We start from the raw sequence: 22,706 nt of genomic DNA, 5'->3' as shown, positions 1-22,706 counted from the left end.
ATTCACTCCGCCCGTGTAGGCACCAATATTTCACGCTGCCCGCTGCTGCTCATGGAGCTCACCAGGCCGGCTTTTTCCATGTCTTCCACCAAGCGTGCGGCGCGGTTGTAGCCGATCTTCAAGTGGCGTTGCACCAGCGAGATGCTGGCCTTGCGGTTTTTCAAGACCACCTCCACCGCCTGGTCGTACATCGGGTCTTTCTCACCGCTGCTGCCGCCCTCGCCCATCAAATCACCCACACTGTCATCGGTACCGCCTTCCAGCACGCCCTCAATATAGTTGGGCTCGCCCTGGGACTTGAGGTAGCTGACCACGCGGTGCACCTCTTCGTCGCTGACAAAGGCGCCGTGCACACGGGTTGGCAAGCCGCTGCCGGGCATGTAGAGCATGTCACCCAGGCCCAGCAGGGCCTCGGCCCCCATCTGGTCGAGGATGGTGCGGCTGTCGATCTTGCTGCTGACCTTGAATGAAATGCGGGTCGGAATATTGGCCTTGATCAGGCCTGTGATCACGTCCACGCTCGGGCGCTGAGTCGCCAAGATCAGGTGAATACCGGCTGCACGCGCCTTCTGCGCCAGGCGGGCAATCAGCTCTTCAATCTTCTTGCCGATGACCATCATCAAATCGGCCAACTCGTCGATCACCACCACGATGTGCGGCAGGCGCTCCAGCGGCTCGGGTTGCTCGGGTGTCAGGCTGAAGGGATTGCCAATATGTTCGCCACGCGCCTTGGCCTCGTCAATCTTGACGTTGTAACCAGCGAGATTACGCACCCCCAGCTTGCTCAGCAGCTTGTAACGGCGTTCCATCTCATTGACGCACCAGGTCAGGCCGTAAGCCGCCTGCTTCATGTCGGTCACCACCGGCGCCAGCAAATGCGGAATGCCCTCGTATACCGACATTTCCAGCATCTTGGGATCAATCATCAGCAGGCGCACATCGCGCGCCTCGGCCTTGTACAGCAGGCTCAAAATCATGGCGTTGATTCCCACCGATTTGCCCGAACCGGTGGTACCCGCCACCAGCACATGGGGCATCTTGGCCAGATCGACCACCACCGGGTTGCCGATGATGTCTTTCCCCAGTCCCATGGTGAGCATGGACTTGGCTTCATGGTAAACAGATGAGCCCAGAATCTCGGACAACTTGATGGACTGGCGTTTGGCATTGGGCAGCTCCAGCGCCATGTAGTTTTTTCCCGGAATGGTCTCCACCACGCGAATCGAGACCAGACTCAGGGATCGCGCCAGATCCTTGGCCAGGCCTACGATTTGCGACCCCTTGACGCCAGTGGCCGGTTCGATCTCATAGCGCGTGATCACCGGCCCGGGCTGGGCCAGCACCACACGCACATCCACACCGAAGTCCTTGAGTTTTTTCTCGATCATGCGGCTGGTCATCTCCAGCGTCTCCGGGGCGACCGTCTCTTGCCGCAACAGCGCTTCGTCCAGCAAATCGACCTGCGGCAGCTTGTTGTCAGGCATGTCCTTGAACAGGGGTTTTTGCCGCTCCTTGACCACCCGATCGCTCTTGGGCACCGCCGCCAGCACCGGTTCAATCATGATGGGTCGGGGGTGATGCACAGCTATGTCCTGTCGCTCTTCAATCACCACCTCTTCGCGCTCGCGTGCGGCCTGCTGGCCCATCGCGATATCCTGCGCCACTTCACGCTTGTCACGCCGCGATTCAACCTGGAAATAGAGCCAGGCGCCTAGGCGCTCCGCCACACGACCCCAGGAAAAGCGGAACACCAGGGCCGCTCCCACGACACCCAGGGCGATTGCCACCAGACCGGCACCGGCGAAGCCCAGCCACGTGACACTCAAAGGCCCCAGCAAATAGCCCAAAATACCGCCACCGGACCCCGGCAGATACGCTTCCAGACTGTAAAAACGGGACCATTCCAGGGTTGTGCTGGCACATAGCAGCAGGGCCAGCCCGCACCAGAATGCCACCCGACCCGACGCAAACCTTGACGCCAGCGACGTAGCGGGTTCGTCCTGCGGCGTCAGCAGTTCGCGCCCACGCAACCACCGGGCCAGACCGGAAAGCCAGACCCGAATGCCCGCCGCCAGACACCACCAGACAGAAAACCCCAGTAGAAAATAGCTGCCATCGGCCAGCCAGGCGCCCAAGCGCCCAGCCCGATTGAGCAGCGGACCGCCGCTCCCGGAGGTCGACCAGGCCGCATCTTGTGTTGAGTAAGTCAAAAGCGCAAGCAGCCAGAAAATCAACAGCACCAACCCGGCCAGCAGACCAATTTCGTCGGCAAAACGCACCCAGCCCGAGCGGGCCGCTACACCCGCAGAGCGGGGGGAATTCAAGGTATTGAGGGAATAAGTCATACTATCCAGCACTGTACACGGCGAATCAAATTTTTCTGAAAAGGCTTACATAATGTCAACTACAAGACATGCACAGGTATTGATTTTGGGCTCTGGGCCTGCAGGCTACACCGCAGCCGTTTATGCGGCGCGCGCCAATCTCAGCCCCCTGCTGATCACCGGCATTGCCCAGGGCGGCCAATTGATGACCACCACCGATGTGGACAACTGGCCGGCCGACGTTCACGGCGTGCAAGGGCCGGACCTGATGCAGCGCTTTCAGGAACATGCCGAACGTTTCAAGACCGAAATCGTGTTTGACCATATCAACGCGGTGGATTTCAGCAAGCGTCCCTTCACCCTCAAAGGTGACAGTGGCGAATACACCTGCGACTCGCTCGTCATCGCCACCGGTGCATCGGCCAAATACCTGGGACTGCCATCCGAGACGGCTTTCATGGGCCGGGGTGTCTCGGGCTGCGCCACCTGTGACGGATTTTTCTACCGCGGCGAGATCTGCTGCGTGGTGGGCGGCGGCAATACCGCCGTGGAAGAGGCCCTGTATCTGTCCAACATAGCGACCAAGGTTTATCTGGTGCACCGTCGTGACAAGTTCAAGGCCGAGCCCATCCTGATCGACAAATTGATGGAAAAGGTTGCGGCGGGCAAGATTGAACTCAAAACATTCTGTACCCTCGACGAAGTGCTGGGCGACCAGAGCGGCGTGACCGGTGTTCGCCTGAAACATGTCACCTCCGGCAGCACGGAAGACCTGACGCTCAAAGGCTGCTTTATTGCCATTGGCCATTCGCCCAACACCGAGATATTCCAAGGTCAGCTGGAAATGGCGGGGGGTTACATCATTACCCAGGGCGGACTCAAGGGTTTCGCCACCATGACGAGTGTTCCAGGCGTTTTTGCCGCCGGCGACGTGCAGGATCACGTCTACCGCCAGGCCATTACCAGTGCGGGCACCGGCTGCATGGCAGCCCTGGATGCGCAGCGCTTTCTTGAGCAGGACTGAAATAGCTATAATCGAAAGCTTTTCCGGAATCCGTCAATCCTCTCCATGCGGGGCAAGACAATCCGGCGAATCTCTTTACCGCCACATCACGATGTGGCGAGGTGCGGCGAAAGCTGTTAACGAGTGAACTGATGAAGTTCACGTCTTCTGGAGTGTCCAAATGGCACGCGTATGTGAAGTCACGGGCAAAGGCCCGATGGTTGGGAACAAAGTTTCCCACGCCAACAACAAAACCAAGCGCCGGTTCCTGCCGAACCTGCAATACCGCCGTTTCTGGGTCGAGACTGAAAACCGTTGGATTCGCTTGCGAATTTCCAACGCAGGTCTGCGTTTGATCGACAAAAACGGTATTGATGTTGTGCTCGCAGACTTGCGCGCACGTGGTCAGGCATAAGGAGCAGCACCATGGCAACTAAAGGCGGACGCGAAAAAATCAAGCTGGAATCTACAGCTGGCACCGGTCACTTCTACACCACCAGCAAGAACAAGAAAACCATGCCCGAGAAGATGCTGATCAAGAAATTTGATCCAAAAGCTCGCAAGCATGTGGATTACAAGGAAATGAAGCTGAAGTAATTCAGGTTTGTTTTCCCACAAAAAAGCCCGCTTCATGCGGGCTTTTTTGTGGCCAAAGGCCAGAAGCTCAAATCAGGCTTGCGCCGCCCGCAGCCGCAGGGAAAACGCGTGCAAGGCCGCAATGCCACTGGCCTCGGCACGGTGACACCACGCCTGCAGGTCAGCGGCCAGCTGTTCACGGGTATGCGAACGGTTGAGCCAAAGCTGGCGCAATTCCTCGCGCATGATCACCATTTTGTCCAGCACAGGCGATGCGGCACGGGCCAGAACCAATTGGGAAATAGCGGCTGCCGGCACCCGCTCGGTATCCCGGTGCATCCAGCGCTGAGCGGCCTTGATGACGCCGGCATCTGCGCTGCGCAATTTCATGGCGTCGAGTTCGTCCTTGAAGGCACGACGCATGTCTTTCGCGTAACTCGCCATGATTTCGTAACGATTGGAAATCAGCGCTTCCAGGGTCTTCTCATCCGCCACTGGGCGCACATGACCAAAGGCCAGTTTGGGCGGGGTCTTCTTGACGGTCGCCAAGCCAACACTTTGCATCAGGCAGATGTACATCCAGCCGATGTCAAACTCGTAGGGTTTGACTGACAGCTTGGCGGAGGTGGGATAGGTGTGATGATTGTTATGCAACTCTTCACCGGCAATGAGGATGCCCCACGGTGAAATATTGGTGCTGGCATCGGGCGCCTCGAAGTTGCGATAGCCCCAATAGTGCGCGGCGCCATTGATGATGCCAGCCGCCATGATGGGGGTCCAGGCCATCTGTACAGCCCACACCGCTAAGCCGGCCGCACCGAACAGGGCCAGATCGATGATTAGCATCAGGCCCACGCCCTGCCACGAAAAGCGGGTGTACAGATTGCGTTCCAGCCAGTCACTGGGCGTGCCGTGACCATAGCGAAGCATGGTTTCCTTGTTTTTGGACTCGGCACGGTACAACTCGGCGCCCTGTAACAACACGGTTTTGATGCCATACACATGCGGGCTGTGCGGGTCTTCCGCCTGCTCGCATTTCGCATGGTGCTTGCGGTGAATGGCGGTCCACTCTTTGGTGACCTGGCCCGTGGTCAGCCAGAGCCAGAACCGGAAAAAATGGGAGGCAATGGGGTGCAAGTCCAGCGCGCGGTGCGCTTGATGCCGGTGCAAAAATACTGTCACACTGATCATGGTGACATGCGTCACAGCCAGCGTAAACAACGCGATTTGCCACCAAGCCAAATGCAGAAACCCGTACGCCAACCACTCCAAGGCCACGTTCAAGGCAGCCCAATCAGGTAACAACATGTTTGTATAGTCTCTCAACAAGAATTTTGATATTTATCAGCACCGGCTCATGCATGGCCTGTCACGGGTTGATTTTAATGCCTACAGGGGAAAACTGGATGTGTGATGACAAAGACCGGAATAAGCGATCAAAGCCGGCTGAAGTCAGCAGAATAGTTAATTTTTCTGCCAGACGGCCGCAAAAAAACCATCTGTCTGGTGCCGATGTGGCCATAAACGCAGGTAACGCTGGCCATTTTCGCCACCGCTACACAGTTTTTCCGCATTTTCAACCTTCAAGTCTGTAAGGACTTCACCTACATCCAGGGCAGTAAATTCCGGGTTGGCTTCGCTAAAGGCCCGCGCAATGGCCTCGTTTTCCTGGATCATCGTGCTGCAGGTGGCGTACACCAGCCGCCCACCGGGTTTCAACAGTCGCGCGGCACTTTGCAGAATGGCGGTTTGTGTCACGGCCATTTGTTCGACCAGTGCCAGGGTTTGCCGCCATTTCAGGTCGGGGTTACGCCGCAGCGTCCCCAGCCCAGAGCAAGGCGCGTCCACCAGAACCCGGTCAATCTTGCCGGACAGGCGCTTGACGCGTTCGTCGCGCTCATGAGCGATGGCGGCCGGATGCACATTGGACAAACCGCTGCGGGCCAGGCGCGGCTTGAGCGCATCCAGGCGATGGGGCGAGGTATCAAACGCGTACAGACGACCGGTGCTGCGCATGCCAGCACCAATGGCCAGGGTCTTGCCGCCGGCGCCGGCACAAAAATCCACCACCATCTCGCCGCGCTTGGCGTCAAGCAACATGGCCAGCAATTGCGAGCCTTCGTCCTGCACCTCAAAAGCACCGCGGGTAAACGCGTCCAGCTTGTTCAGGGTCGGCTTGCCTGCAATGCGCAGGCCCCAGGGTGAGTACGGCGTGGGCACGGCCTTGATACCCAGCTGGGCCAGCTCTTTTTGCACGTCGGTGCGTTTGGCGTTGAGGGCATTCACGCGTAAATCCAGCCCAGCGCCTTGATTCAGGCTCTCGGCCAGCTGCCAGAATTCATCCCCCAACTGGTCTTTCAGCGGCTGCACCAGCCACTCGGGCAGGTTGTGGCGGTGGCGCTCCATCAAATCGGCCACATTGATTTTTTCGCACTGGTCGATCCAGTTGGTTTCCTGCTCGGTCAAGGCGCTGCGCAGAAAATCGCCGGGGCCGTAAAACCCCAGAATCGCCAGGCGCCGCTCTTTGGGGCCACTGCCGGACGGCGCATAGTGATCAAACAGCAGTTTCTTGCGCAGAACGGTGTAAACCGTCCCGGACAACGTAGCGCGTTCGCGTGGCCCGAGACCCCTGTTGTCACGGAAAAATTTCGAGACAATGGCGTCGGTGGGGTGGTCAAATTTGAGAGTGAGGCGGACGAGTTCAGAACAGACGTCAAGCAGGGCTTTTGGATGCATAGCCTACGATTGTCCCATGATTGACGAAAAACTTCCCCCATTGACCCCGACCCGCAAGGGCCAGTACCGCCATTACAAGGGTCTGCGCTATGAAGTGATCGCGACGGCGCGCCATAGTGAAACGCTGGAACCGATGACGCTTTACCGCGCCCTTTATGGTGAGCAGGGACTTTGGGTCCGCCCGGCGGCCATGTTCAAGGAAGAGGTGGTGATTGACGGGGTGCGTCAGCCCCGATTCACCTGGCTCTGCGACTAGCGCTTGCGAGTGGTTCGCACCTACCTTTTCAACAATCTGATGAAGGAATCTGCCGGTATCGCTTCGCTGTAATAGAAGCCTTGCGCGATCTGGCAGCCATGGGACAGCAGGAAGTCAGCTTGCTGTTTCGTTTCCACGCCTTCTGCCAATACGTTCAGGTCCAGGCTGTTGGCCATGGCAATGATCGCGGTGACCAGCGCGGTGGCATTGCGATCATGGCCTATCTTGCGCACAAACGACTGGTCGATTTTGAGCGCATGCACTGGAAAACGCTGCAAGTACGCCAGACTGGAATAGCCGGTTCCGAAGTCATCCACGGTCAGTTGTACACCCATCCGGCTTAGCCGATTCAGTATGTCAACAACATCATCGCTATGCTGCAGCAGAAGGCTTTCCGTAATTTCCAGTTCAAGGCTGGTCGCGGCCAACCCGGTTTCCTTGAGAATCGCGACGACCATGTCGTGAAAGTGCGGCTGGTAAAACTGGCGTGCTGACAAATTGACCGCGATGCGCAGTTCAGGGTGGCCGGCATCCTGCCATTGCTTAAGCTGACGACACGCCTCGCGCAAGAGCCACTCGCCGAGTGGCAGGATCAAGCCAGACTCTTCGGCAATCGAAATGAAGTCCGGACACGAAATCGGCGCCGCGCCCTGTTGCCGCCAGCGCAGCAAAGCTTCGCATGAAAATATGGTGCCGTTTGCCATATCCACCTGCGGCTGATAGTGCAACACGAATTCGCTTTTCGCCAACGCCTGCCGAAATTTGTTCTCCAGCGCCAGGCGCTGTTGCGCGGCCCGGTTGAGTGCTTGCGTAAAGAAATGGTAGCGTCCACGCTCGTGTTCCTTGGCATGATTCATCGCAGTATCGGCAGCGCGCATCAAGGCTTCGACATCGGCGCCATCGTCAGGGTAAAGACTGATGCCGATGCTGGCGCTCGCATGCAATTCATTCCCGTCCACCAGAAAAGTTCGGTTCAAGGCGTCCAGCGCTTGTTGCGCCACGATAGCGGCATCGCCAACACCGGCCAACAAGGGAAGACACAACACGTACACGTCGTCGCCGGAACGGGCGACGCTGTCTCCTTCGCGCAGGCATTCCTGCAAGCGGGTCGCGACCATCTGCAAGAGGCGATCGCCAATCTTGTGCCCCAGTGAATCGTTGATGTGCTTGAAATAATCCAGGCCAATGAAGAGTACCGCCACCTGTGCGCGATTTCGATGCGCAAATGCGATCGCCTGGGTCAGTCGGTCCTGCAACAACTCACGATTGGGCAAGCCGGTCAGTGCGTCGTGGTTCGCCATGTAGCGAATTCGTTCTTCGGCTTGCTTGCGTTCCGCGATTTCGGCATGCAAGGCAACAATCGTGTTTGCCAATTCGGCCGTGCGCTCCACCACCCGACGCTCCAACTCGTCATTGGCTTGGCGCAGCGCCTGTTTGGCCTGGCTGCGCTCGATGGCGTAGCGGATCGAGCGCACCAGCAGTGCCGTGTCGACATGCCCTTTAACCAGATAATCCTGCGCACCGGACTGCACCGCTTGAACGGCAATATTTTCATCACTCAGGCCACTCAACACGACCAGGGTCGGTACCCCCGGCACGCGTTCCAACAATAATTGCAAGGTCTTCAACCCACTACTTTCCGGCAAACCCAGATCGAGCAACAGCACATCCGTCGACTTGGCCTGAAGGTGCACTATCCCGTCGGTCAAATTGTCGACCCATGTCAACTCATACACAAACCCTTGCGCCTGCTCCAGCATGCGCTCGATCAAACGCGCATCACCCGGATTGTCCTCAATCAACAAGATCCTGATTCGGGCATCGTTCATCACATTACTTTGGCGGCAGCGTCACGATGCTGAGCCAAAAATCCTCAATAGTGCGTACGATCTTGGTGAATTGCGTGAAATCAACCGGCTTGCTGATGTAACAGTTCGCATGCAGGCTGTAGGCGCGCAAGACGTCTTCTTCGGCCTGTGACGTGGTCAGGATGACCACCGGTATCGTTTTCAGCTGCGCATCCTGCTTGATGACTTCCAGCACTTCGCGCCCGTTCTTCTTCGGCAGGTTCAGGTCCAATAAAATCAGGTCGGGACGGGGGGCATCGGCATAGTCACCGCGTCGATACAGAAAATCCAGCGCCGCCGCGCCATCTTCCACCACCCGCAAGGTGTTCGATACCTTCGCACCCTTCAAGGCTTCCTGGGTCAACCGCACGTCACCCGGGTTGTCTTCCACCATCAAGATCTCGATCGGGCGAACAATTCGCATTTCATTCGTCATGGGGCCTCTCCTGCTTCATGTGTTTCCTGCGGCAAGGTGAATTTGAATACAGTGCCCTGCCCCGGCGCCGACTCGACCCAGATTCGTCCGCCGTGTTGCTCAACAATTTTCTTGCAAATCGCAAGTCCAATGCCCGTGCCCGGATACTTGCTGCGGTTGTGCAGGCGCTGGAACATCACAAAGATCCGTTCAAAATAATCCGGCGCAATACCAATGCCGTTGTCCCTCACCTCGAAACGCCAGAATCCATCCTCCCGTTCAGTCCGGATGTCAATCCGAGGCACCCCCTCACCGCGAAACTTGATGGCATTCGCGACGAGGTTCTGGAACAACTGGGTCAGTTGCGCCGCATCGCCCAGCACCCTCGGCAAGCCAGCCCACTGGATTTGCGCGCCGCTTTCCTCCATCGCCATGAGCAGGGACTGCAAGGCCGTTTTCATCACCGCCTCACAGTCAGTCGGCTGCAAGGGCTTGGCCTTGGTGCCGACCCGCGAGTAGCTCAGCAAGTCGTCGATCAAGGCCTGCATGCGCTTGGCGCCGTCAACGGCGAATTCAATGAAGTCATGCGCATCGGCATCCAATTGGCGGCCATAGCGCTGCTCCAGCAGTTGGAGATAGCTGGTCACCATGCGCAAGGGCTCCTGCAGATCATGCGACGCCACATAGGCCATCTGCTCCAGCTCTGCATTCGAGCGCGCCAGTTCTTGCGAGCGCTGCGCCACGACGACCTCGGCTTTCTGACGCTCCGCCATTTCTTGTTGCAGCTGCCGGTTTTGCGCCACCAGTTGCCGCCGCATGGCCTGCAAACTCAAATGCGTGTTGATGCGCGCCAGCACTTCTTCCGTGTGAAATGGCTTGGTGACGTAATCGACACCGCCCACCTGGTAACCGGTTATCTTGTCGTCGATGCCAGACAGGGCCGTCATGAAGATCACCGGGATATCTTTCGTGACTTCATGGGACTTCAATCGCCGACAAGTTTCAAAGCCCCCTATGCCAGGCATCATCACATCAAGCAGGATCAGATCCGGCGGTGCGAACTGCGCGCGTTCAATGCCTTCTTCGCCATCTTGCGCAACCATTACTGAAAACCCATGGCTGACGAGATGCTCCGCCAGTACGGCCACGTTAACCGGCGTGTCATCCACGATCAGAACGGTGGACCCTGTCGATTCAGAATTGGTACTGGTATTCACAACGCATCCGCCTAAGAAGCAAACCTCTGTCAAAAAGAAGTATAGGACTGCGCCCCTTATTTGCAATTAGCCCAGGCGCATTCATAGTATTTCTTGACGCTTCAAATAACGCTTCGCGAGATTCAAGATGGCCTTGGACTGGTATCCCTTGGCCAAGACACGCAACTGATTGGCAAACGGCCGATGGCGCTCATCAAGCGCTTCCAGACGGCTTGCCCAGCGCAGAATGTCGTGCATGTTTCCCAGGCGCGCCAAGCGATACAGCTCTTCGGCCTCAAACAGATTGGAAATTTGCGCCAGCAGAGACGGCCACGCTCGATCGGTTTCGCCACAAAGGCGTTCGCACCGGACAACAGGCTTTTATACTGATCGTCGGCAGAAGCGCTGGACGAAAGCACGATGATAGGCATGTCCTTGAAGGTTGGCAGTTCACGCAAGCGGCGCATGGCGTCCAGCCCATCCATGCCCGGAATGACCAGGTCCATCAGGATCAGATCCGGCTGCAAGGCTTGCGCCTTTTCCAGTCCATCCGTCCCGTTGCTTCGCTCATGGCCTGCTCCTACCCGTCTTCGGGCATCTGCCAATCTCACCCAAATAACACTATACGCGCCTGGAATCCACATGGCGAGAGGTCGGAATATCGGTTTCGTTTCACCTATCGGCTGCAAGTCGGCGCGGCAAGGTCAGCGTAACGATGAGACCGGCCAACGCCCCGTTGCGCAGGCGCAGTTGGCCCTGATGCCGGCGTGTAATGTTGTGTGCAATCGACAAGCCCAGGCCCACGCCGCCGCTGTTGCGGTTGCGTGAGGCCTCGACCCGGTAAAACGGCGCCAGCACCCGGTCCAGCTCGTCTTCAGGGATGCCCGGTCCTTCATCGCTGACTTCAATGCAAACATGTTCGGGGTGGTCTGTCAGGCTGATGCGGGCTACGTGGCCATAACGCACGGCATTCGCCACCAGGTTGTCGATGCAGCGGCGAAGCGAGGATGCTTGTGCCCGCAGCGGTTCGGCGTAGCCTGTCACCGTCACATCGTGCCCGCACGCCTGCTGGTCATCGGCCAGACTTTCCAGCAAAGACATCACATCCAGCAACACCAAGGGTTCGGGGTCGGCCGCACCGCGCAAATAGTCCAGCGTGGCGGTGATCATGTTGTTCATTTCCACGATGTCCTTCCCAAATTGCTGGCGCTGGAGCGTATCGCTCAAACCTTCGGCCCGCAGGGCCAGACGCGTCAAGGGTGTGCGCAGATCGTGCGACACCGCCGCCACAAAACGGTCACGCTCGCTCAACTGCTGGCAGATCTGCGCCTGCATCTGGTTAAAAACGCGGGTCGCGGCGCGGCACTCCTCGGTGCCTTCCTCTGCCAGCGGCGACCGATGGACATCCAGCCCGATCTCACGCGCAGCACTGGCGAGACGCCTGATGGGCTGCGACAACCAGCGCGCACCAATCCAGGCCGCCAGCATCAGGGCAGAAAGCCGCACACCGATGTCCAGCAACAGCCCCGGATGCAGCAGGGGCGGCGGGCCGGGAGGCGGATGACCGGGGCCGAAGTCGGGCGTCATGCCGGGGCCGGGGTTCGGCATGGGGGGACGCAACTCGAACATGAGGGTCAAGGCCAGGGCGTGGCTGGCCAGCACCGCCACAAACAGTAGCAGTGCCAGCCGACCAAACAAGGTGCTGGGCAGAAGGCGAAGCGGGAAGCGCGCGATCAGTTGAGCCACACCGCACCGCCCTGCACCGACTGGACGTTGAACATGTAGCCCGCGCCCCTAACTGTCTTGATCATGTTGGGCTCACGCGGATCATCGGCCAATTTCTGGCGCAGGCGCGACACCAGCAGGTCAATGCTGCGCTCGAAAGAATCCATGGTTCGCCCGCGCGCCTGCTCCATCAGCTGATCGCGGCTGAACAGCCGGCGCGGCATTTGCAGAAAGGTGGACAGCAGGCGAAATTCGGCATTGGACAAGGCCACCACCAAGCCCGCCGGTGACGTGAGGCAGCGGTCTTCGCGGTGCAGCTCCCAGCCGTCAAAGCGGATCACGTCGCTGCGTGTGTGGTCACAGGCGCCGTCACGCGGGCGACCGGCACGACGCAACACGGTCTGGATGCGGGCGACCAACTCGCGTGGCTCGAAAGGCTTGCTCATATAGTCGTCCGCGCCGGATTCCAGCCCGAGCACCCGGTCATAGGGGTTGGAGCGAGCCGTCAGCATGATGATCGGCAAGGTTGAATGCTGGCGCACTTCGCGCGCCAGCATCAGCCCGTCCTCGCCTGGCAACATCAGGTCCAGCACCACCAGGTCGATGCGGTGCGCCGCCAGCTGCTCGCGCATGGTGACGCCATCGCCGGCCACATGAGACTCCAGCCCGAAGCGGGCCAGGTACTCGCGCAACAAGGTAGTGATGCCTTCGTCGTCGTCAACGATCAGGATCTGCGAACGGGGCTGCATGGTGTGCTCATGGAAACTTAAAGTGTAGAGACGGACCACCCGGCAATAAAGCGCAAACAAGTGGGTCAATTCCCTCTTGTTCCCAAGCTAGGACGGCGCTTTGTATCAGCTTCGGTACAAAGCGGACAAACGCGGTTTACGGGGACCCGCAAGAATCATCGGGTCGCCATTCGCTTGTTCCCGCGAGGGTGACATTTCACTCAACTTTGGAAACAAAAGGAAAAACTATGAGCACCATCAGCGGGGTCAGTGGCTCAGGCGATGCCTGGGCCGCCATGAAAGCCCAACGAAGTCAGATGCAGGCCAAAATGTTCGCCAAGGTCGATACGGACAGCAGTGGCGGCGTCGACAAAACCGAATTGCAGGGTCTGCTGACCGACGTGGCCCAGAAAACCGGCGTCACCAACGACAGCAGCAGCAGTGACGAACTGTTCAGCAAAATGGACAGCAACAGCGACGGCAGCCTGTCCAGTGACGAGCTCGACCAGGGCATGCAAAGCCTCATGCCACCGCCGCCCTCCACCATGGATTTCGCCCAATCGCGTTCGGACAGCACCAGCAACGAGGAGACCCGCGGCGCCGACGGCACACCACCGCCCCCGCCTCCCGGCGGCGCTGGTGGCAGCGCCAGCGCCGGCAGCACCACGTATGACCCGCTGGACACCAACGAGGACGGCACGGTATCTGCCCAGGAGCGTCTTGCTGGCAGCTCGTCCAGTTCTTCAACCGATGCGGTTCAGACCTTGCTCAAGGCCATTGACACCAACGATGACAAGCAAATCAGCAGCGACGAGACTGACGCGTTCATGGAGAAGCTGACTGCGCAGCTTGAGGGCACTGATAGCAGCGCCACGTCAACACAGAACAGCGTCGACCTGGCTGAACTGGTCAAGCAGGCCTACGAACAGATCATGACCCAGCAAACCAAAGGCGGCACGCTAAGCGCATTGGCCTGAGCCATCCAGACCTGTGGCCCGCCACAGCTTTACAAGACTTCACGGAGGGGAAACCGTTACCGCATGTGGCTCCTGCACAATGGGAAACTTCAACGCACCCCAGCTTGCAGGAACAGATGCCCTCACAAAAATTCCCCTCCCCATGGTCTCGCCACCGCCTGTCCAGCCCCCTGCCGCTGGTTTTGTCGCTGGCCATGGCGCTCAGCGGCTGCTCATCGTGGTCACCGCAGGCCCGGGGTGTACCTGACCCGGGTGTCGCCACGACCAACGCCGGCACGAGCTCGTTGGCACAGTGGTGGCAGAGATTCAACGACCCGCTGCTGAGCACCCTGGTCACGCAGGCTTTGCAGGCCAACACCAGCATCCACTCCTCCCAGGCCGCGCTGCAACAATCGCGCGCCTTGCGTGACGTTCAAGGTGCGGGCCTGCTGCCCGGCCTGTCGGCTGGCGCGTCGGCACAGCGCAGCAAGTCCGGCGACCTTGACGCCGGCAACAGTTTCAAGGTGGGTCTGGATGCCAGCTGGGAGCCGGATATCTTTGGCGGCAAACGCAGCGCCTTGAACGCCAGCGAGGCCGATGCCCTGGCGGCCGGCGCCACGCTAGCCGATGTGCAGGTGTCGGTGGCGGCCGAGGTGGCGCTGGCCTACATCCAGCTGCGCGGCCAGCAGACGCAGCTGATGATCGCCCGCAACAACCTGAAAAGCCAGCAGGAAACCCTGCAAATCACCGACTGGCGCGTGCAGGCCGGGCTGACCACCTCGCTTGAGCTGGAGCAGGCCCGCACCGCCAGCGAACAGACCGCAGCCCAGATTCCCACCCTGGAAGCCAGCATTGCCCAGACCCAGCACAGCCTGGCCGTCCTGACCGGACAAACACCGCTGGCCTTGCAGGCGCAATTGACGCCTGCGCTGGCCATCCCGCAGGCCGCCGATGACCTGGCACTGAGCATTCCGGCGCAAACCCTGCGCCAGCGTCCCGACGTTCGCGCCGCCGAACACCGCATCAGTGCCGCCCTGGCACGGGTGTCGGCGGCGGATGCGGCGCGCTACCCCAGTTTTTCCATCAGCGGCTCGCTGGGCCTGAGTGCGCTAACCCTTGGCGGCCTCACCAGCGGCGCGTCCGTGGCCAGCGCCTTGCTCGGCGGCATCTCCGTTCCCCTGTTTGATGGTGGCGCTGCCAGGGCGCAGGTACAGGCGCAGGAAGCCGCGCTGGAGCAGACCCGCGCCGGTTATCAGGCGGTGGTGCTGACAGCCTTGAAAGATGTTGAAGACGCATTGGTGGCCCTGGCCGGAGATCGCGCACGCCTGGTCCGCCTGCAAAATGCCGCCATCGCGGCCGACAATGCGGCGCTGCTGGCGCAACAGCGCTATGCCAGTGGCCTGATTGACTTCCAGATCGTGTTGCAGACACAGCGCACGCTGCTGACGACCCAGGACAGTGTGGCCAGCACCAGCGCCGACATCAGCGCCGACCATGTGCGCCTGTACAAGGCCCTGGGCGGCGGCTGGAACTGAATACAACCGAAACTTACAAGAACACACCATGACCAAGCAAGCGACCTCCCCCGAACCCCTTTCAACCAAGGACCTGCAGACCATGCTGGACGACGCGCCCAAGCGTGCGTGGTGGCGCCGAACCATGGTCTGGCTGGTGGTCGGTCTGGTGTTGCTGGCTGGCGCAGGTTTCTATTTCTGGCAAGCCAACGCCACCCGCAATGCGGCGCCGGTCTTTGTCACCGAAGCTGCGAGTCGCGGCAATCTGACCCTGACCGTGGCCGCGAACGGCACGCTGCAGCCAACGCGCTCGGTCAGCATTGGCAGCGAACTGTCAGGCACCGTGAAACGCGTGCTGGTGGATGTGAATGACAAGGTCAAAAAGGGCCAGATCCTGGTCGAACTTGACACCGCCAAGCTCAGCGACCAGGTGGCGCGCTCCCGCGCCGCGCTCGCGGCGGCGAACGCCAAGGTGGCCCAAGTCGTCGCCACCGTCAAGGAAGCACAGGGCAACCTGGCGCGGCTCGAAGAAGTGGCGCGCTTGTCGGGTGGCAAGGTGCCGTCCCAGGCTGAACTCGACACCGGCCGCGCCACCCTGGAACGCGCCCGGGCCGACGAGGTCAGTGCCCGTGCCAACGTGACCGAGGCCAAGGCAACCGCATCCACCGACGAAACCAACCTCTCCAAAGCCTCGATCCGCTCGCCCATTGACGGTGTGGTCTTGACCCGAACGGTGGACCCCGGCAATGCAGTGGCGGCCTCGCTGCAGGCCGTCACCTTGTTTACCGTGGCCGAGGACCTGTCCAAACTCAGGCTGCAGGTCAATGTGGACGAAGCCGATGTGGGCTCGGTCACAGTGGGTCAGAAAGCCAGTTTCACCGTCAGCGCCTACCCGTCGCGCAAATACCCGGCCATCATCACCCGCGTGGCTTTTGGTTCCACCACCACCGAAAACGTGGTCACCTATATCACCTACCTCGAAGTGGACAACGCCGACCTGTCGCTGCGCCCCGGCATGACGGCATCAAGCACCATTACCTCCACCGAACGGCGCAACGTCCTGCTGGTGCCCAACACGGCCTTGCGCTTCACGCCGGCAATGGCAGGCGCCACCTCGGGCGCGGCCAAAGCCAGCGGCGGCATTGTGTCCAGTTTGCTGCCGCGCATGCCGCGCAGCGGCGCGCGCAAGTCGGCGGGAGGCAATGGCAACGCCAATGCCAAACAGATTTGGGTGCTGCAAGGCGGCAAGGCAGAAGCTATCGCCGTGACGCCGGGCATCAGCGACGGCCGCATGACCGAGATCACGGGCGGCGAGTTGCAGCCCGGCATGCAGGTCATCACCGACCAGCGCACCGGTGGGGCGGCATCATGATCGAGCCCCCGCTCATCCAGCTCAAACGGGTGACCAAGGTCTATGGCGAGGGCGCCACCGCCTTAGCTGCCCTCAAAGGGGTGGACCTGACCATCCGGGCCGGCGACTTTGTCGCCATCATGGGCCCCAGCGGTTCAGGCAAGTCCACCGCCATGAACACGCTGGGCTGTCTGGACACACCCACCACCGGCGAGTATTTGTTCAACGGCGTGCACGTCGAGACGCTGTCGCGCGACCAGCGCGCCCGCCTGCGCCGGCGCTTTCTGGGTTTTGTGTTTCAGGGCTTTAACCTGCTGGCGCGCACCTCGGCCCAGGAAAACGTCGAACTGCCGCTGCTGTACCGTGGCGAGACAGCCAAAACGCGCCACGCGCTGGCCACCCAAGCGCTGGCCTCGGTCGGCTTGAGCGGCTGGGAACATCACACACCGGCCGAGTTGTCGGGCGGGCAACAGCAGCGCGTGGCGATTGCCCGCGCCATCGTCACCGAACCGGCCGTGCTGCTGGCGGACGAACCCACCGGCAATCTGGACACCCAGCGCAGCAAGGAGATCATGGAACTGTTGTGGAGCCTGAACGTCAAACACGGCATTACCGTGCTGATGGTCACGCACGAAGCCGACATGGCGGCTTACGCCAAACGCATCGTGCATTTTGTGGACGGCGTGGTGGAAAGCGACACGCTCAATCCGCACCCCGCCGGGCTGCACGAAGCAGCAGTCCAACGGCCGATGACCCCACCCGCCACTGAGGTCCACTGATGCTGCTCAATACCCTGCTGCTCGCCCTGCGCTCCATCCGGCGCAACCTGATGCGCTCCTTCCTGACCATCCTGGGCATCGTGATCGGCGTGAGTGCCGTCATCACCATGGTCACCTTGGGCAACGGCGCGACCATGGCCGTGCAGAACCAGATTTCCGGTCTTGGCACCAATTTGCTGCAAGTTCGCCCCGGCCAGCGCATGGGCCCCGGCTCCGGCGGCGGCCCGTCGTTCAAGGAGGTGGACGCCGACGCCATCGCCAGCCAGATCGGCGGCATCGCCGCCGTGGCACCCGAGGCCCGCAGCAGTGCCACCCTGGTGGCCTACGGCCGCAACTGGACCAGCAGCATCATCGGCAGCACCAATGCCTGGCTGGTCACGGGCAACTGGAAGCTACGCGACGGGCGCGAGTTCTCCGACGACGAGCTGCGCGGCGGTGCCGCCGTGTGCATGATTGGCGAAACCGTGCGGCGCGAGCTTTATGGCACGCGGATCGCAGTCGGCGAGCAGTTGCGCGTGAAACAGATCTCCTGCGAGGTCGTGGGCGTATTGAACTCCAAGGGCCAGGGCGCCTTCGGCAACGACCAGGACGATGTGGTGCTGGTGCCGCTCAAGACGCTGCAGCGCCGCATCACCGGCAACACCCGCGTCAACACCATCCTGGTGTCCATGCAGGACGGCAGTGACGCCACCCGCGTCAAGGCCAGCCTGACCCAGCTGCTGCGCGAGCGCCGCAAACTGGCCGAGGCGGATGAAGACAACTTCAACGTGCTGGACACCAAACAACTGGCCGACACCCTCTCCGGCACCACCAAGGTGATGACCATGCTGCTGGGTGCGGTGGCGGCGGTGAGCCTGCTGGTGGGCGGCATCGGCATCATGAACATCATGCTGGTGAGCGTGACCGAGCGCACCCGCGAGATTGGCCTAAGGCTGGCGATTGGCGCGCTGGAGCGCGAGGTGCTGCTGCAGTTTTTGATCGAGGCGGTGGTGCTGGCCTCGCTGGGCGGCGTGATTGGCATCGTGCTGGCCACCGGCGCATCGATTCTGCTGGCGAGTGTGATGGAGGTTCCGTATCTGTTCAACCCCGGCGTGAACCTGCTGTCCTTCCTGTTCTCGGCCGGCATTGGCGTACTGTTCGGCTACTTCCCGGCGCGCCGGGCGGCCCGGCTGGACCCGATCGAAGCGCTGCGGCATGAATGATCACATCGGCGCCATCAATGACTGCTTGTCCGTCATTGCGAGCGCAGCGCGGCAATCCATGCCACACCAAAATTTACAAGCCTTTTAGCCATCTAGCCCCCGTGAAATAAGCGTAAGAAGCTATCATTTAAATAGCAAAATAGCCCGTCATTTTTGGAGCCGCATAATCCGAAGCAGCGAATCCAAACCAATCGAACCGGGAAACTGCCACGGCATGCTTGACGACATCAAAAAGACACTCTGGGCCACCGCCGACAAACTGCGCGCCAACATGGACGCAGCCGAATACAAGCACCTGGTGCTCGGCCTCATCTTCGTCAAATACATCTCCGACACCTTTGCCGCCCGCCGCGCCGAGCTCTCCCACCGCCTGAGCACCCCACAAGACGAGTACTACTTTGCCGACGCCAGCCCGCAAGACCTGGCGGCCGAACTGGAAGACCGCGACTATTACACAGCGGTCAACGTGTTCTGGGTGCCCGAGGTGGCCCGCTGGGAGAGCCTGCGCTCCGCCGCCAAACAAAGCGACATCGGCAAACGCGTCGACGAAGCCCTGACCCTCATTGAGACTGAAAACCCCAAGCTCAAAGGCATTCTGGACAAGCGCTACGCCCGCGCCCAGTTGCCCGACGGCAAGCTCGGCGAGCTGGTCGATCTGGTCTCCACCATCGGTTTTGGCGATAACCCCTCGGTCGCCCGCGATGTGCTGGGCCAGGTCTACGAATACTTTCTGGGTATGTTCGCCAGCGCCGAAGGTAAACGCGGCGGGCAGTTTTACACCCCGGCGAGCATCGTCAAAACCCTGGTCGCCATCCTCAGCCCGCACAGCGGCCAGGTCTACGACCCGTGCTGCGGCTCGGGCGGCATGTTTGTGCAGTCGGAGAAATTCATCGAAGCGCACGGCGGCAAGCTGGGCGACGTGTCCATCTACGGCCAGGAGGCCAACCCCACCACCTGGCGCCTGGCGGCCATGAACCTCGCCATTCGCGGCATCGACTTCAACCTGGGCCGCGAACCGGGCGACACTTTCACCCGCAACCAGCACCCCGACCTGCGCGCCGATTTCATTTTGGCGAATCCGCCGTTCAACATCAGCGACTGGTGGCACGGCAGCCTGATGGGCGATGCGCGCTGGGTCTATGGCGACCCGCCACAAGGCAACGCCAATTACGCCTGGCTGCAGCACATGCTGCACCATCTCAAAGCGACCGGCCGCGCCGGCATTGTGCTGGCCAACGGCTCCATGAGCTCCAGCCAGAACAGCGAAGGCCAGATCCGCGCCGCCATGGTCGAGGCCGACGTGGTGGAGGTGATGGTGGCGCTGCCGGGCCAGTTGTTCTTCAATACCCAGATACCGGCGTGTTTGTGGTTTTTAGTCAAGCAGAAAACCCAGCGCAAGGGCGAAGTGCTGTTCATCGACGCCCGCAAACAAGCCACCATGATCAGCCGGGTGCAGAGCGAGTTCACGGATGAGGTGATTGAGCGCATTGCGGGCACGGTGGCGGCTTGGCGTGGTGAAGCGAATGCCGGTGAATACGCCGACGTCGCTGGCTTCTGCCGCAGCGTCCAGCTGGCAGAAATCGCCCAACACGGCCACGTCCTCACGCCCGGCCGCTACGTGGGCGCGGAAGCAGTCGAGGACAACGACGAAGACTTCACCACCAAGATGCAGCAGCTCACCGAAAAGCTGGGTGAGCAGATGGCCAAAGGGGCGGAGCTGGACCAGTTGATTCGGCTGAAGTTGGGAGGGCTGGGGTATGAGTTCTGACGACAACTTTCAGCTGATGGGCCAACAGTTGACGGCCCTGTTCCGCCAGGCCATACAAGCCGCGAATGTAGAAGTTGACGACATCATTCAACGCGGCGAGCGTGACAGCGCCCGCATCGACCATCAGCTTGACCACATGCTCGGGTTTTGTTGCGACCCGGACATGCTGCTGGCGTTCAAGCGACTGTGCCGCTATTACTTCGATATCGACCCGGTGGCTACGGCTGAGCACATCAATGCGTACCGGGAGATGTGGGATACGCCGGATGAAGCGGTTTCGGAGGGCCGATTGTGAATTTTGACCTGCCAGCTTTGCCGAATGAAATTTCATTGAAGGACGCAGTTGAATTCATTGTTGACAACAGAGGAAAGACAGCACCAACAGCTCCTAAAGGTATCGCTTTGATCGCCACGAACTGTGTGAACAATGTTGACCTGTATCCCCTGAAACTGAATTTGCGATACGTATCCCAAGAGACGCACAACACTTGGTTTCGGTCACACCCCGCTCCGGGCGACATTTTGCTAACCAACAAAGGTAGTCAGAACGGTGCCATATGCTTGGTTCCTAACCCAATAGATTTTTGTATCGCGCAAGACATGGTTGCGTTGAGAGCTGATCCGAAAAAAATCAGCCCACTGTACCTTTTTGCTGCGCTACGCTCCGACCTAGTTCAGAAGAGGATAAAGGCGTTGAATGTCGATGCGGTGATCCCGCACCTTAAAAAAACCGATTTCAACAAACTGCTGATTCCCCTGCCAGATAGAGAAGTGCAGGAATCCGTCGGTGAGCTTTACTTCGAGCTTTCGAGTCAGATTGAATTACTGCGCGAAACCAATGCCACGCTCGAAGCCATCGCCCGGGCGCTGTTCAAGTCGTGGTTTGTCGATTTCGATCCGGTGCGCGCCAAGCTGGAAGGCCGCGCGCCCGAAGGCATGGACGAGGCCACCGCCCAACTGTTTCCTAATGGCTTCGAGGAGTCGGAACTGGGCTTGGTGCCGAAGGGGTGGCAGGTTGGAACGCTGGGTGAACACACAAGCTACCTAAGCCGTGGAATTTCACCCAAATATATCGAGGATGGCGGCGTTATTGTCATTAACCAAAAGTGCATTCGAGACTTCTCTCTGGACTTGAGCAAAGCTCGCCGTCACGATCCAGCACAGAGAAAAATTGATGGCCGAGAGTTGTTAAAAGGCGATATTTTGGTGAATTCGACTGGCGTTGGAACGCTTGGCCGTGTCGCGCAAGTTCTGTCTTTAGATAACCCCGCCATCGTTGATTCGCATGTCACGGTGATGCGTGCAGATTCCTCGCTTACGTGGAATTACCTTGGGCTATCAATAATGCGCAGGCAGGCTGAGATTGAAGGCATGGGCGAAGGCTCAACAGGGCAGACCGAGTTAAGTCGAGGAAAGCTGGCCACGCTCAAATTGCTTGTTCCTCCGGTTGCGGTGCTTCAGAATTTTGATGACGTTGTGTTGCCATTGCGTGAACGTTTCTCGGCCAACCAGACGCAAGCCCAAACCCTAGCCACCCTGCGCGACACCCTGCTGCCGCGCCTGATCTCGGGTCAGTTGCGGCTGCCGCAGGCGCAAACCCACCTTGAGGAGACGGCCGCATGAGCGAACTCATCCACGTTTATTGCGACGAATCTTGCCACCTTGAAAACGACCAGATGCGGGCCATGGTGCTGGGCGCGGTGTGGTGCCCCGCCACGCACCGGGCCATGCTGGCGCGCAAGATCAAGGCGCTGAAGAAGCAATATGGGTTGCCGCCGCAGTTTGAAATCAAGTGGGTCAAGGTATCGCCGGGTCAGTTGGCCTTTTATCGGGCCTTGTTGGATCTGTTTTTTGACGAACCCCTGCTGCATTTTCGGGGACTGGTGGTGCCGAACAAGCAGGCGCTAAACCACGGACGTTTTGCGCAAAACCACGACGATTTTTATTACAAGATGTGGTACTTGGTGCTCAATCGCCTGATTGACCCGAGCCAGCATTACCGCATTTTCCTGGACATCAAAGACACGCAGGGGCAAGCCAAAGTGACCAAGTTGCACGATGTGCTGTGCAGCGCCAACTACGATTTTGACCGCAGCGTGATCGAAAAAATTGAGCTGGTGCATTCACATGATGTGCTGTTGCTACAGCTGGCGGATTTGTTGATTGGCGCGGTTGGCTACGTTCACCGTGGCTTGCAAGAGAGTCCGGCCAAGTTGGCGTTGGTGAGCTATTTGCGCCATCGTTCTGGCTTGCGACTGGAGCAAAGCTCGCTTTTGAAGGCGGAAAAATTCAATCTCTTTGTCTGGAGGCCCCAAACGTGAGCCTGCCCC

21 protein-coding genes and 2 pseudogenes are annotated in these 22,706 nt (G+C 59.7%); 13 read left to right on the top strand and 10 right to left on the bottom strand.

Annotated features, from left to right (window positions below):
• Positions 1-2: 2 nt before the first annotated feature.
• On the bottom strand, positions 3-2,345 hold the full coding sequence (locus tag C5P05_RS35090) for a DNA translocase FtsK (RefSeq protein WP_114973866.1): 2,343 nt from the start codon (positions 2,343-2,345) through the stop codon (positions 3-5).
• 52 nt (positions 2,346-2,397) lie between these two features.
• On the opposite strand from C5P05_RS35090, the gene trxB reads away from it, so the two are divergent.
• The 3 genes from trxB to rpmG all read left to right on the top strand — a co-directional run bounded on the left by trxB (position 2,398) and on the right by rpmG (position 3,924).
• Positions 2,398-3,348, top strand: a complete 951-nt coding sequence (gene trxB / locus C5P05_RS31795; RefSeq protein ID WP_114973865.1) for a thioredoxin-disulfide reductase — start codon at positions 2,398-2,400, stop codon at positions 3,346-3,348.
• A gap of 160 nt (positions 3,349-3,508) precedes the next feature.
• Entirely contained in the window at positions 3,509-3,742 is a 234-nt protein-coding gene (rpmB, locus tag C5P05_RS31790; protein ID WP_114973864.1) for a 50S ribosomal protein L28, read from the top strand.
• A gap of 11 nt (positions 3,743-3,753) precedes the next feature.
• Positions 3,754-3,924 (top strand): 50S ribosomal protein L33, encoded by a 171-nt coding sequence (gene rpmG, locus C5P05_RS31785; RefSeq protein ID WP_011465453.1) that lies wholly within the window; start codon positions 3,754-3,756, stop codon positions 3,922-3,924.
• A 72-nt stretch (positions 3,925-3,996) separates the two neighbouring features.
• Here rpmG and C5P05_RS31780 read toward each other — a convergent pair whose 3' ends face one another.
• Positions 3,997-5,211 carry a fatty acid desaturase gene (locus tag C5P05_RS31780; RefSeq protein ID WP_114973863.1) on the bottom strand — a complete coding sequence of 405 codons (1,215 nt, stop codon included), beginning with the start codon at positions 5,209-5,211 and terminating at the stop codon, positions 3,997-3,999.
• 156 nt (positions 5,212-5,367) lie between these two features.
• Positions 5,368-6,639 (bottom strand): RsmB/NOP family class I SAM-dependent RNA methyltransferase, encoded by a 1,272-nt coding sequence (locus tag C5P05_RS31775; protein ID WP_114973862.1) that lies wholly within the window; start codon positions 6,637-6,639, stop codon positions 5,368-5,370.
• Between the two features lie 16 nt (positions 6,640-6,655).
• Here C5P05_RS31775 and C5P05_RS31770 point away from each other — a divergent pair, with 16 nt between their 5' ends.
• The gene (locus C5P05_RS31770) at positions 6,656-6,895 is read left to right on the top strand and encodes a DUF1653 domain-containing protein (RefSeq protein WP_114973861.1); all 240 of its coding nucleotides are present in this window, start codon (positions 6,656-6,658) and stop codon (positions 6,893-6,895) included.
• 20 nt (positions 6,896-6,915) lie between these two features.
• Here the strand turns inward: C5P05_RS31770 and C5P05_RS31765 are convergent, their stop codons facing one another.
• The 7 genes and pseudogenes from C5P05_RS31765 to C5P05_RS31740 form a co-directional block, all read right to left on the bottom strand.
• Complete coding sequence (locus C5P05_RS31765) at positions 6,916-8,724, bottom strand: EAL domain-containing protein (protein WP_114973860.1); 1,809 nt, start codon at positions 8,722-8,724, stop codon at positions 6,916-6,918.
• 4 nt (positions 8,725-8,728) lie between these two features.
• Entirely contained in the window at positions 8,729-9,178 is a 450-nt protein-coding gene (locus C5P05_RS31760) for a response regulator (protein WP_114973859.1), read from the bottom strand.
• Positions 9,175-9,933: pseudogene (locus tag C5P05_RS34860) on the bottom strand (sensor histidine kinase); the annotation flags it as partial. The gene C5P05_RS31760 and the pseudogene C5P05_RS34860, both read right to left, overlap by 4 nt.
• 78 nt (positions 9,934-10,011) lie before the next feature.
• Positions 10,012-10,326, bottom strand: a pseudogene (locus C5P05_RS34855) (response regulator); the annotation flags it as partial.
• Between the two features lie 170 nt (positions 10,327-10,496).
• On the bottom strand, positions 10,497-10,997 hold the full coding sequence (locus C5P05_RS31750; RefSeq protein WP_114973857.1) for a response regulator: 501 nt from the start codon (positions 10,995-10,997) through the stop codon (positions 10,497-10,499).
• A 28-nt stretch (positions 10,998-11,025) separates the two neighbouring features.
• Positions 11,026-12,099 (bottom strand): ATP-binding protein, encoded by a 1,074-nt coding sequence (locus C5P05_RS31745; protein ID WP_232834744.1) that lies wholly within the window; start codon positions 12,097-12,099, stop codon positions 11,026-11,028.
• Complete coding sequence (locus C5P05_RS31740; RefSeq protein WP_114973856.1) at positions 12,087-12,827, bottom strand: response regulator; 741 nt, start codon at positions 12,825-12,827, stop codon at positions 12,087-12,089. Before C5P05_RS31740 ends, C5P05_RS31745 begins: the two co-directional genes overlap by 13 nt.
• Before the next feature lie 227 nt (positions 12,828-13,054).
• Between C5P05_RS31740 and C5P05_RS31735 the strand changes: the two genes are divergently transcribed.
• The 9 genes from C5P05_RS31735 (at position 13,055) to C5P05_RS31695 (ending at position 22,697) form a co-directional block, all read left to right on the top strand.
• Positions 13,055-13,783, top strand: a complete 729-nt coding sequence (locus C5P05_RS31735; protein ID WP_114973855.1) for an EF-hand domain-containing protein — start codon at positions 13,055-13,057, stop codon at positions 13,781-13,783.
• Between the two features lie 116 nt (positions 13,784-13,899).
• Entirely contained in the window at positions 13,900-15,297 is a 1,398-nt protein-coding gene (locus C5P05_RS31730) for an efflux transporter outer membrane subunit (RefSeq protein WP_114973854.1), read from the top strand.
• A gap of 28 nt (positions 15,298-15,325) precedes the next feature.
• Entirely contained in the window at positions 15,326-16,648 is a 1,323-nt protein-coding gene (locus tag C5P05_RS31725) for an efflux RND transporter periplasmic adaptor subunit (protein ID WP_114973853.1), read from the top strand.
• Positions 16,645-17,406: an ABC transporter ATP-binding protein gene (locus C5P05_RS31720; RefSeq protein ID WP_114973852.1), complete on the top strand. Its 762-nt coding sequence runs from the start codon at positions 16,645-16,647 to the stop codon at positions 17,404-17,406. Before C5P05_RS31725 ends, C5P05_RS31720 begins: the two co-directional genes overlap by 4 nt.
• The gene (locus tag C5P05_RS31715; protein WP_114973851.1) at positions 17,406-18,608 is read left to right on the top strand and encodes an ABC transporter permease; all 1,203 of its coding nucleotides are present in this window, start codon (positions 17,406-17,408) and stop codon (positions 18,606-18,608) included. The genes C5P05_RS31720 and C5P05_RS31715 overlap by 1 nt, the downstream gene beginning before the upstream one ends.
• Before the next feature lie 214 nt (positions 18,609-18,822).
• Positions 18,823-20,376, top strand: a complete 1,554-nt coding sequence (locus tag C5P05_RS31710) for a type I restriction-modification system subunit M (protein WP_114973850.1) — start codon at positions 18,823-18,825, stop codon at positions 20,374-20,376.
• Positions 20,366-20,671, top strand: a complete 306-nt coding sequence (locus C5P05_RS31705) for a hypothetical protein (RefSeq protein ID WP_114973849.1) — start codon at positions 20,366-20,368, stop codon at positions 20,669-20,671. Before C5P05_RS31710 ends, C5P05_RS31705 begins: the two co-directional genes overlap by 11 nt.
• Complete coding sequence (locus C5P05_RS31700; protein WP_157979500.1) at positions 20,668-21,999, top strand: restriction endonuclease subunit S; 1,332 nt, start codon at positions 20,668-20,670, stop codon at positions 21,997-21,999. The genes C5P05_RS31705 and C5P05_RS31700 overlap by 4 nt, the downstream gene beginning before the upstream one ends.
• On the top strand, positions 21,996-22,697 hold the full coding sequence (locus tag C5P05_RS31695) for a DUF3800 domain-containing protein (protein ID WP_114973847.1): 702 nt from the start codon (positions 21,996-21,998) through the stop codon (positions 22,695-22,697). The genes C5P05_RS31700 and C5P05_RS31695 overlap by 4 nt, the downstream gene beginning before the upstream one ends.
• The last annotated feature ends 9 nt before the right edge of the window (positions 22,698-22,706 follow it).

The sequence above is a fragment of the Rhodoferax ferrireducens genome, assembly GCF_003347515.1.
Classification (GTDB): Bacteria; Pseudomonadota; Gammaproteobacteria; order Burkholderiales; family Burkholderiaceae_C; genus Rhodoferax.
Note: the sequence above shows the minus strand (reverse complement) of the source record. Positions and strands in the feature narration are given on the sequence as shown.

Bases quoted from the DNA above. Each gene is read 5' to 3' on its own strand.
- C5P05_RS31720 (WP_114973852.1), top strand. From the start codon at position 16,645: ATGATCGAGCCCCCGCTCATCCAGCTCAAACGGGTGACCAAGGTCTAT.
- C5P05_RS31735 (WP_114973855.1), top strand. From the start codon at position 13,055: ATGAGCACCATCAGCGGGGTCAGTGGCTCAGGCGATGCCTGGGCCGCC.
- C5P05_RS31770 (WP_114973861.1), top strand. From the start codon at position 6,656: ATGATTGACGAAAAACTTCCCCCATTGACCCCGACCCGCAAGGGCCAG.
- C5P05_RS31730 (WP_114973854.1), top strand. From the start codon at position 13,900: ATGCCCTCACAAAAATTCCCCTCCCCATGGTCTCGCCACCGCCTGTCC.
- C5P05_RS31765 (WP_114973860.1), bottom strand. From the start codon at position 8,724: ATGAACGATGCCCGAATCAGGATCTTGTTGATTGAGGACAATCCGGGT.
- C5P05_RS31695 (WP_114973847.1), top strand. From the start codon at position 21,996: ATGAGCGAACTCATCCACGTTTATTGCGACGAATCTTGCCACCTTGAA.
- C5P05_RS35090 (WP_114973866.1), bottom strand. From the start codon at position 2,345: ATGACTTATTCCCTCAATACCTTGAATTCCCCCCGCTCTGCGGGTGTA.
- C5P05_RS31725 (WP_114973853.1), top strand. From the start codon at position 15,326: ATGACCAAGCAAGCGACCTCCCCCGAACCCCTTTCAACCAAGGACCTG.
- C5P05_RS31775 (WP_114973862.1), bottom strand. From the start codon at position 6,639: ATGCATCCAAAAGCCCTGCTTGACGTCTGTTCTGAACTCGTCCGCCTC.
- trxB (WP_114973865.1), top strand. From the start codon at position 2,398: ATGTCAACTACAAGACATGCACAGGTATTGATTTTGGGCTCTGGGCCT.
- rpmG (WP_011465453.1), top strand. From the start codon at position 3,754: ATGGCAACTAAAGGCGGACGCGAAAAAATCAAGCTGGAATCTACAGCT.
- C5P05_RS31710 (WP_114973850.1), top strand. From the start codon at position 18,823: ATGCTTGACGACATCAAAAAGACACTCTGGGCCACCGCCGACAAACTG.
- C5P05_RS31715 (WP_114973851.1), top strand. From the start codon at position 17,406: ATGCTGCTCAATACCCTGCTGCTCGCCCTGCGCTCCATCCGGCGCAAC.
- C5P05_RS31780 (WP_114973863.1), bottom strand. From the start codon at position 5,211: ATGTTGTTACCTGATTGGGCTGCCTTGAACGTGGCCTTGGAGTGGTTG.
- C5P05_RS31705 (WP_114973849.1), top strand. From the start codon at position 20,366: ATGAGTTCTGACGACAACTTTCAGCTGATGGGCCAACAGTTGACGGCC.
- C5P05_RS31740 (WP_114973856.1), bottom strand. From the start codon at position 12,827: ATGCAGCCCCGTTCGCAGATCCTGATCGTTGACGACGACGAAGGCATC.
- rpmB (WP_114973864.1), top strand. From the start codon at position 3,509: ATGGCACGCGTATGTGAAGTCACGGGCAAAGGCCCGATGGTTGGGAAC.
- C5P05_RS31760 (WP_114973859.1), bottom strand. From the start codon at position 9,178: ATGACGAATGAAATGCGAATTGTTCGCCCGATCGAGATCTTGATGGTG.
- C5P05_RS31750 (WP_114973857.1), bottom strand. From the start codon at position 10,997: ATGTGGATTCCAGGCGCGTATAGTGTTATTTGGGTGAGATTGGCAGAT.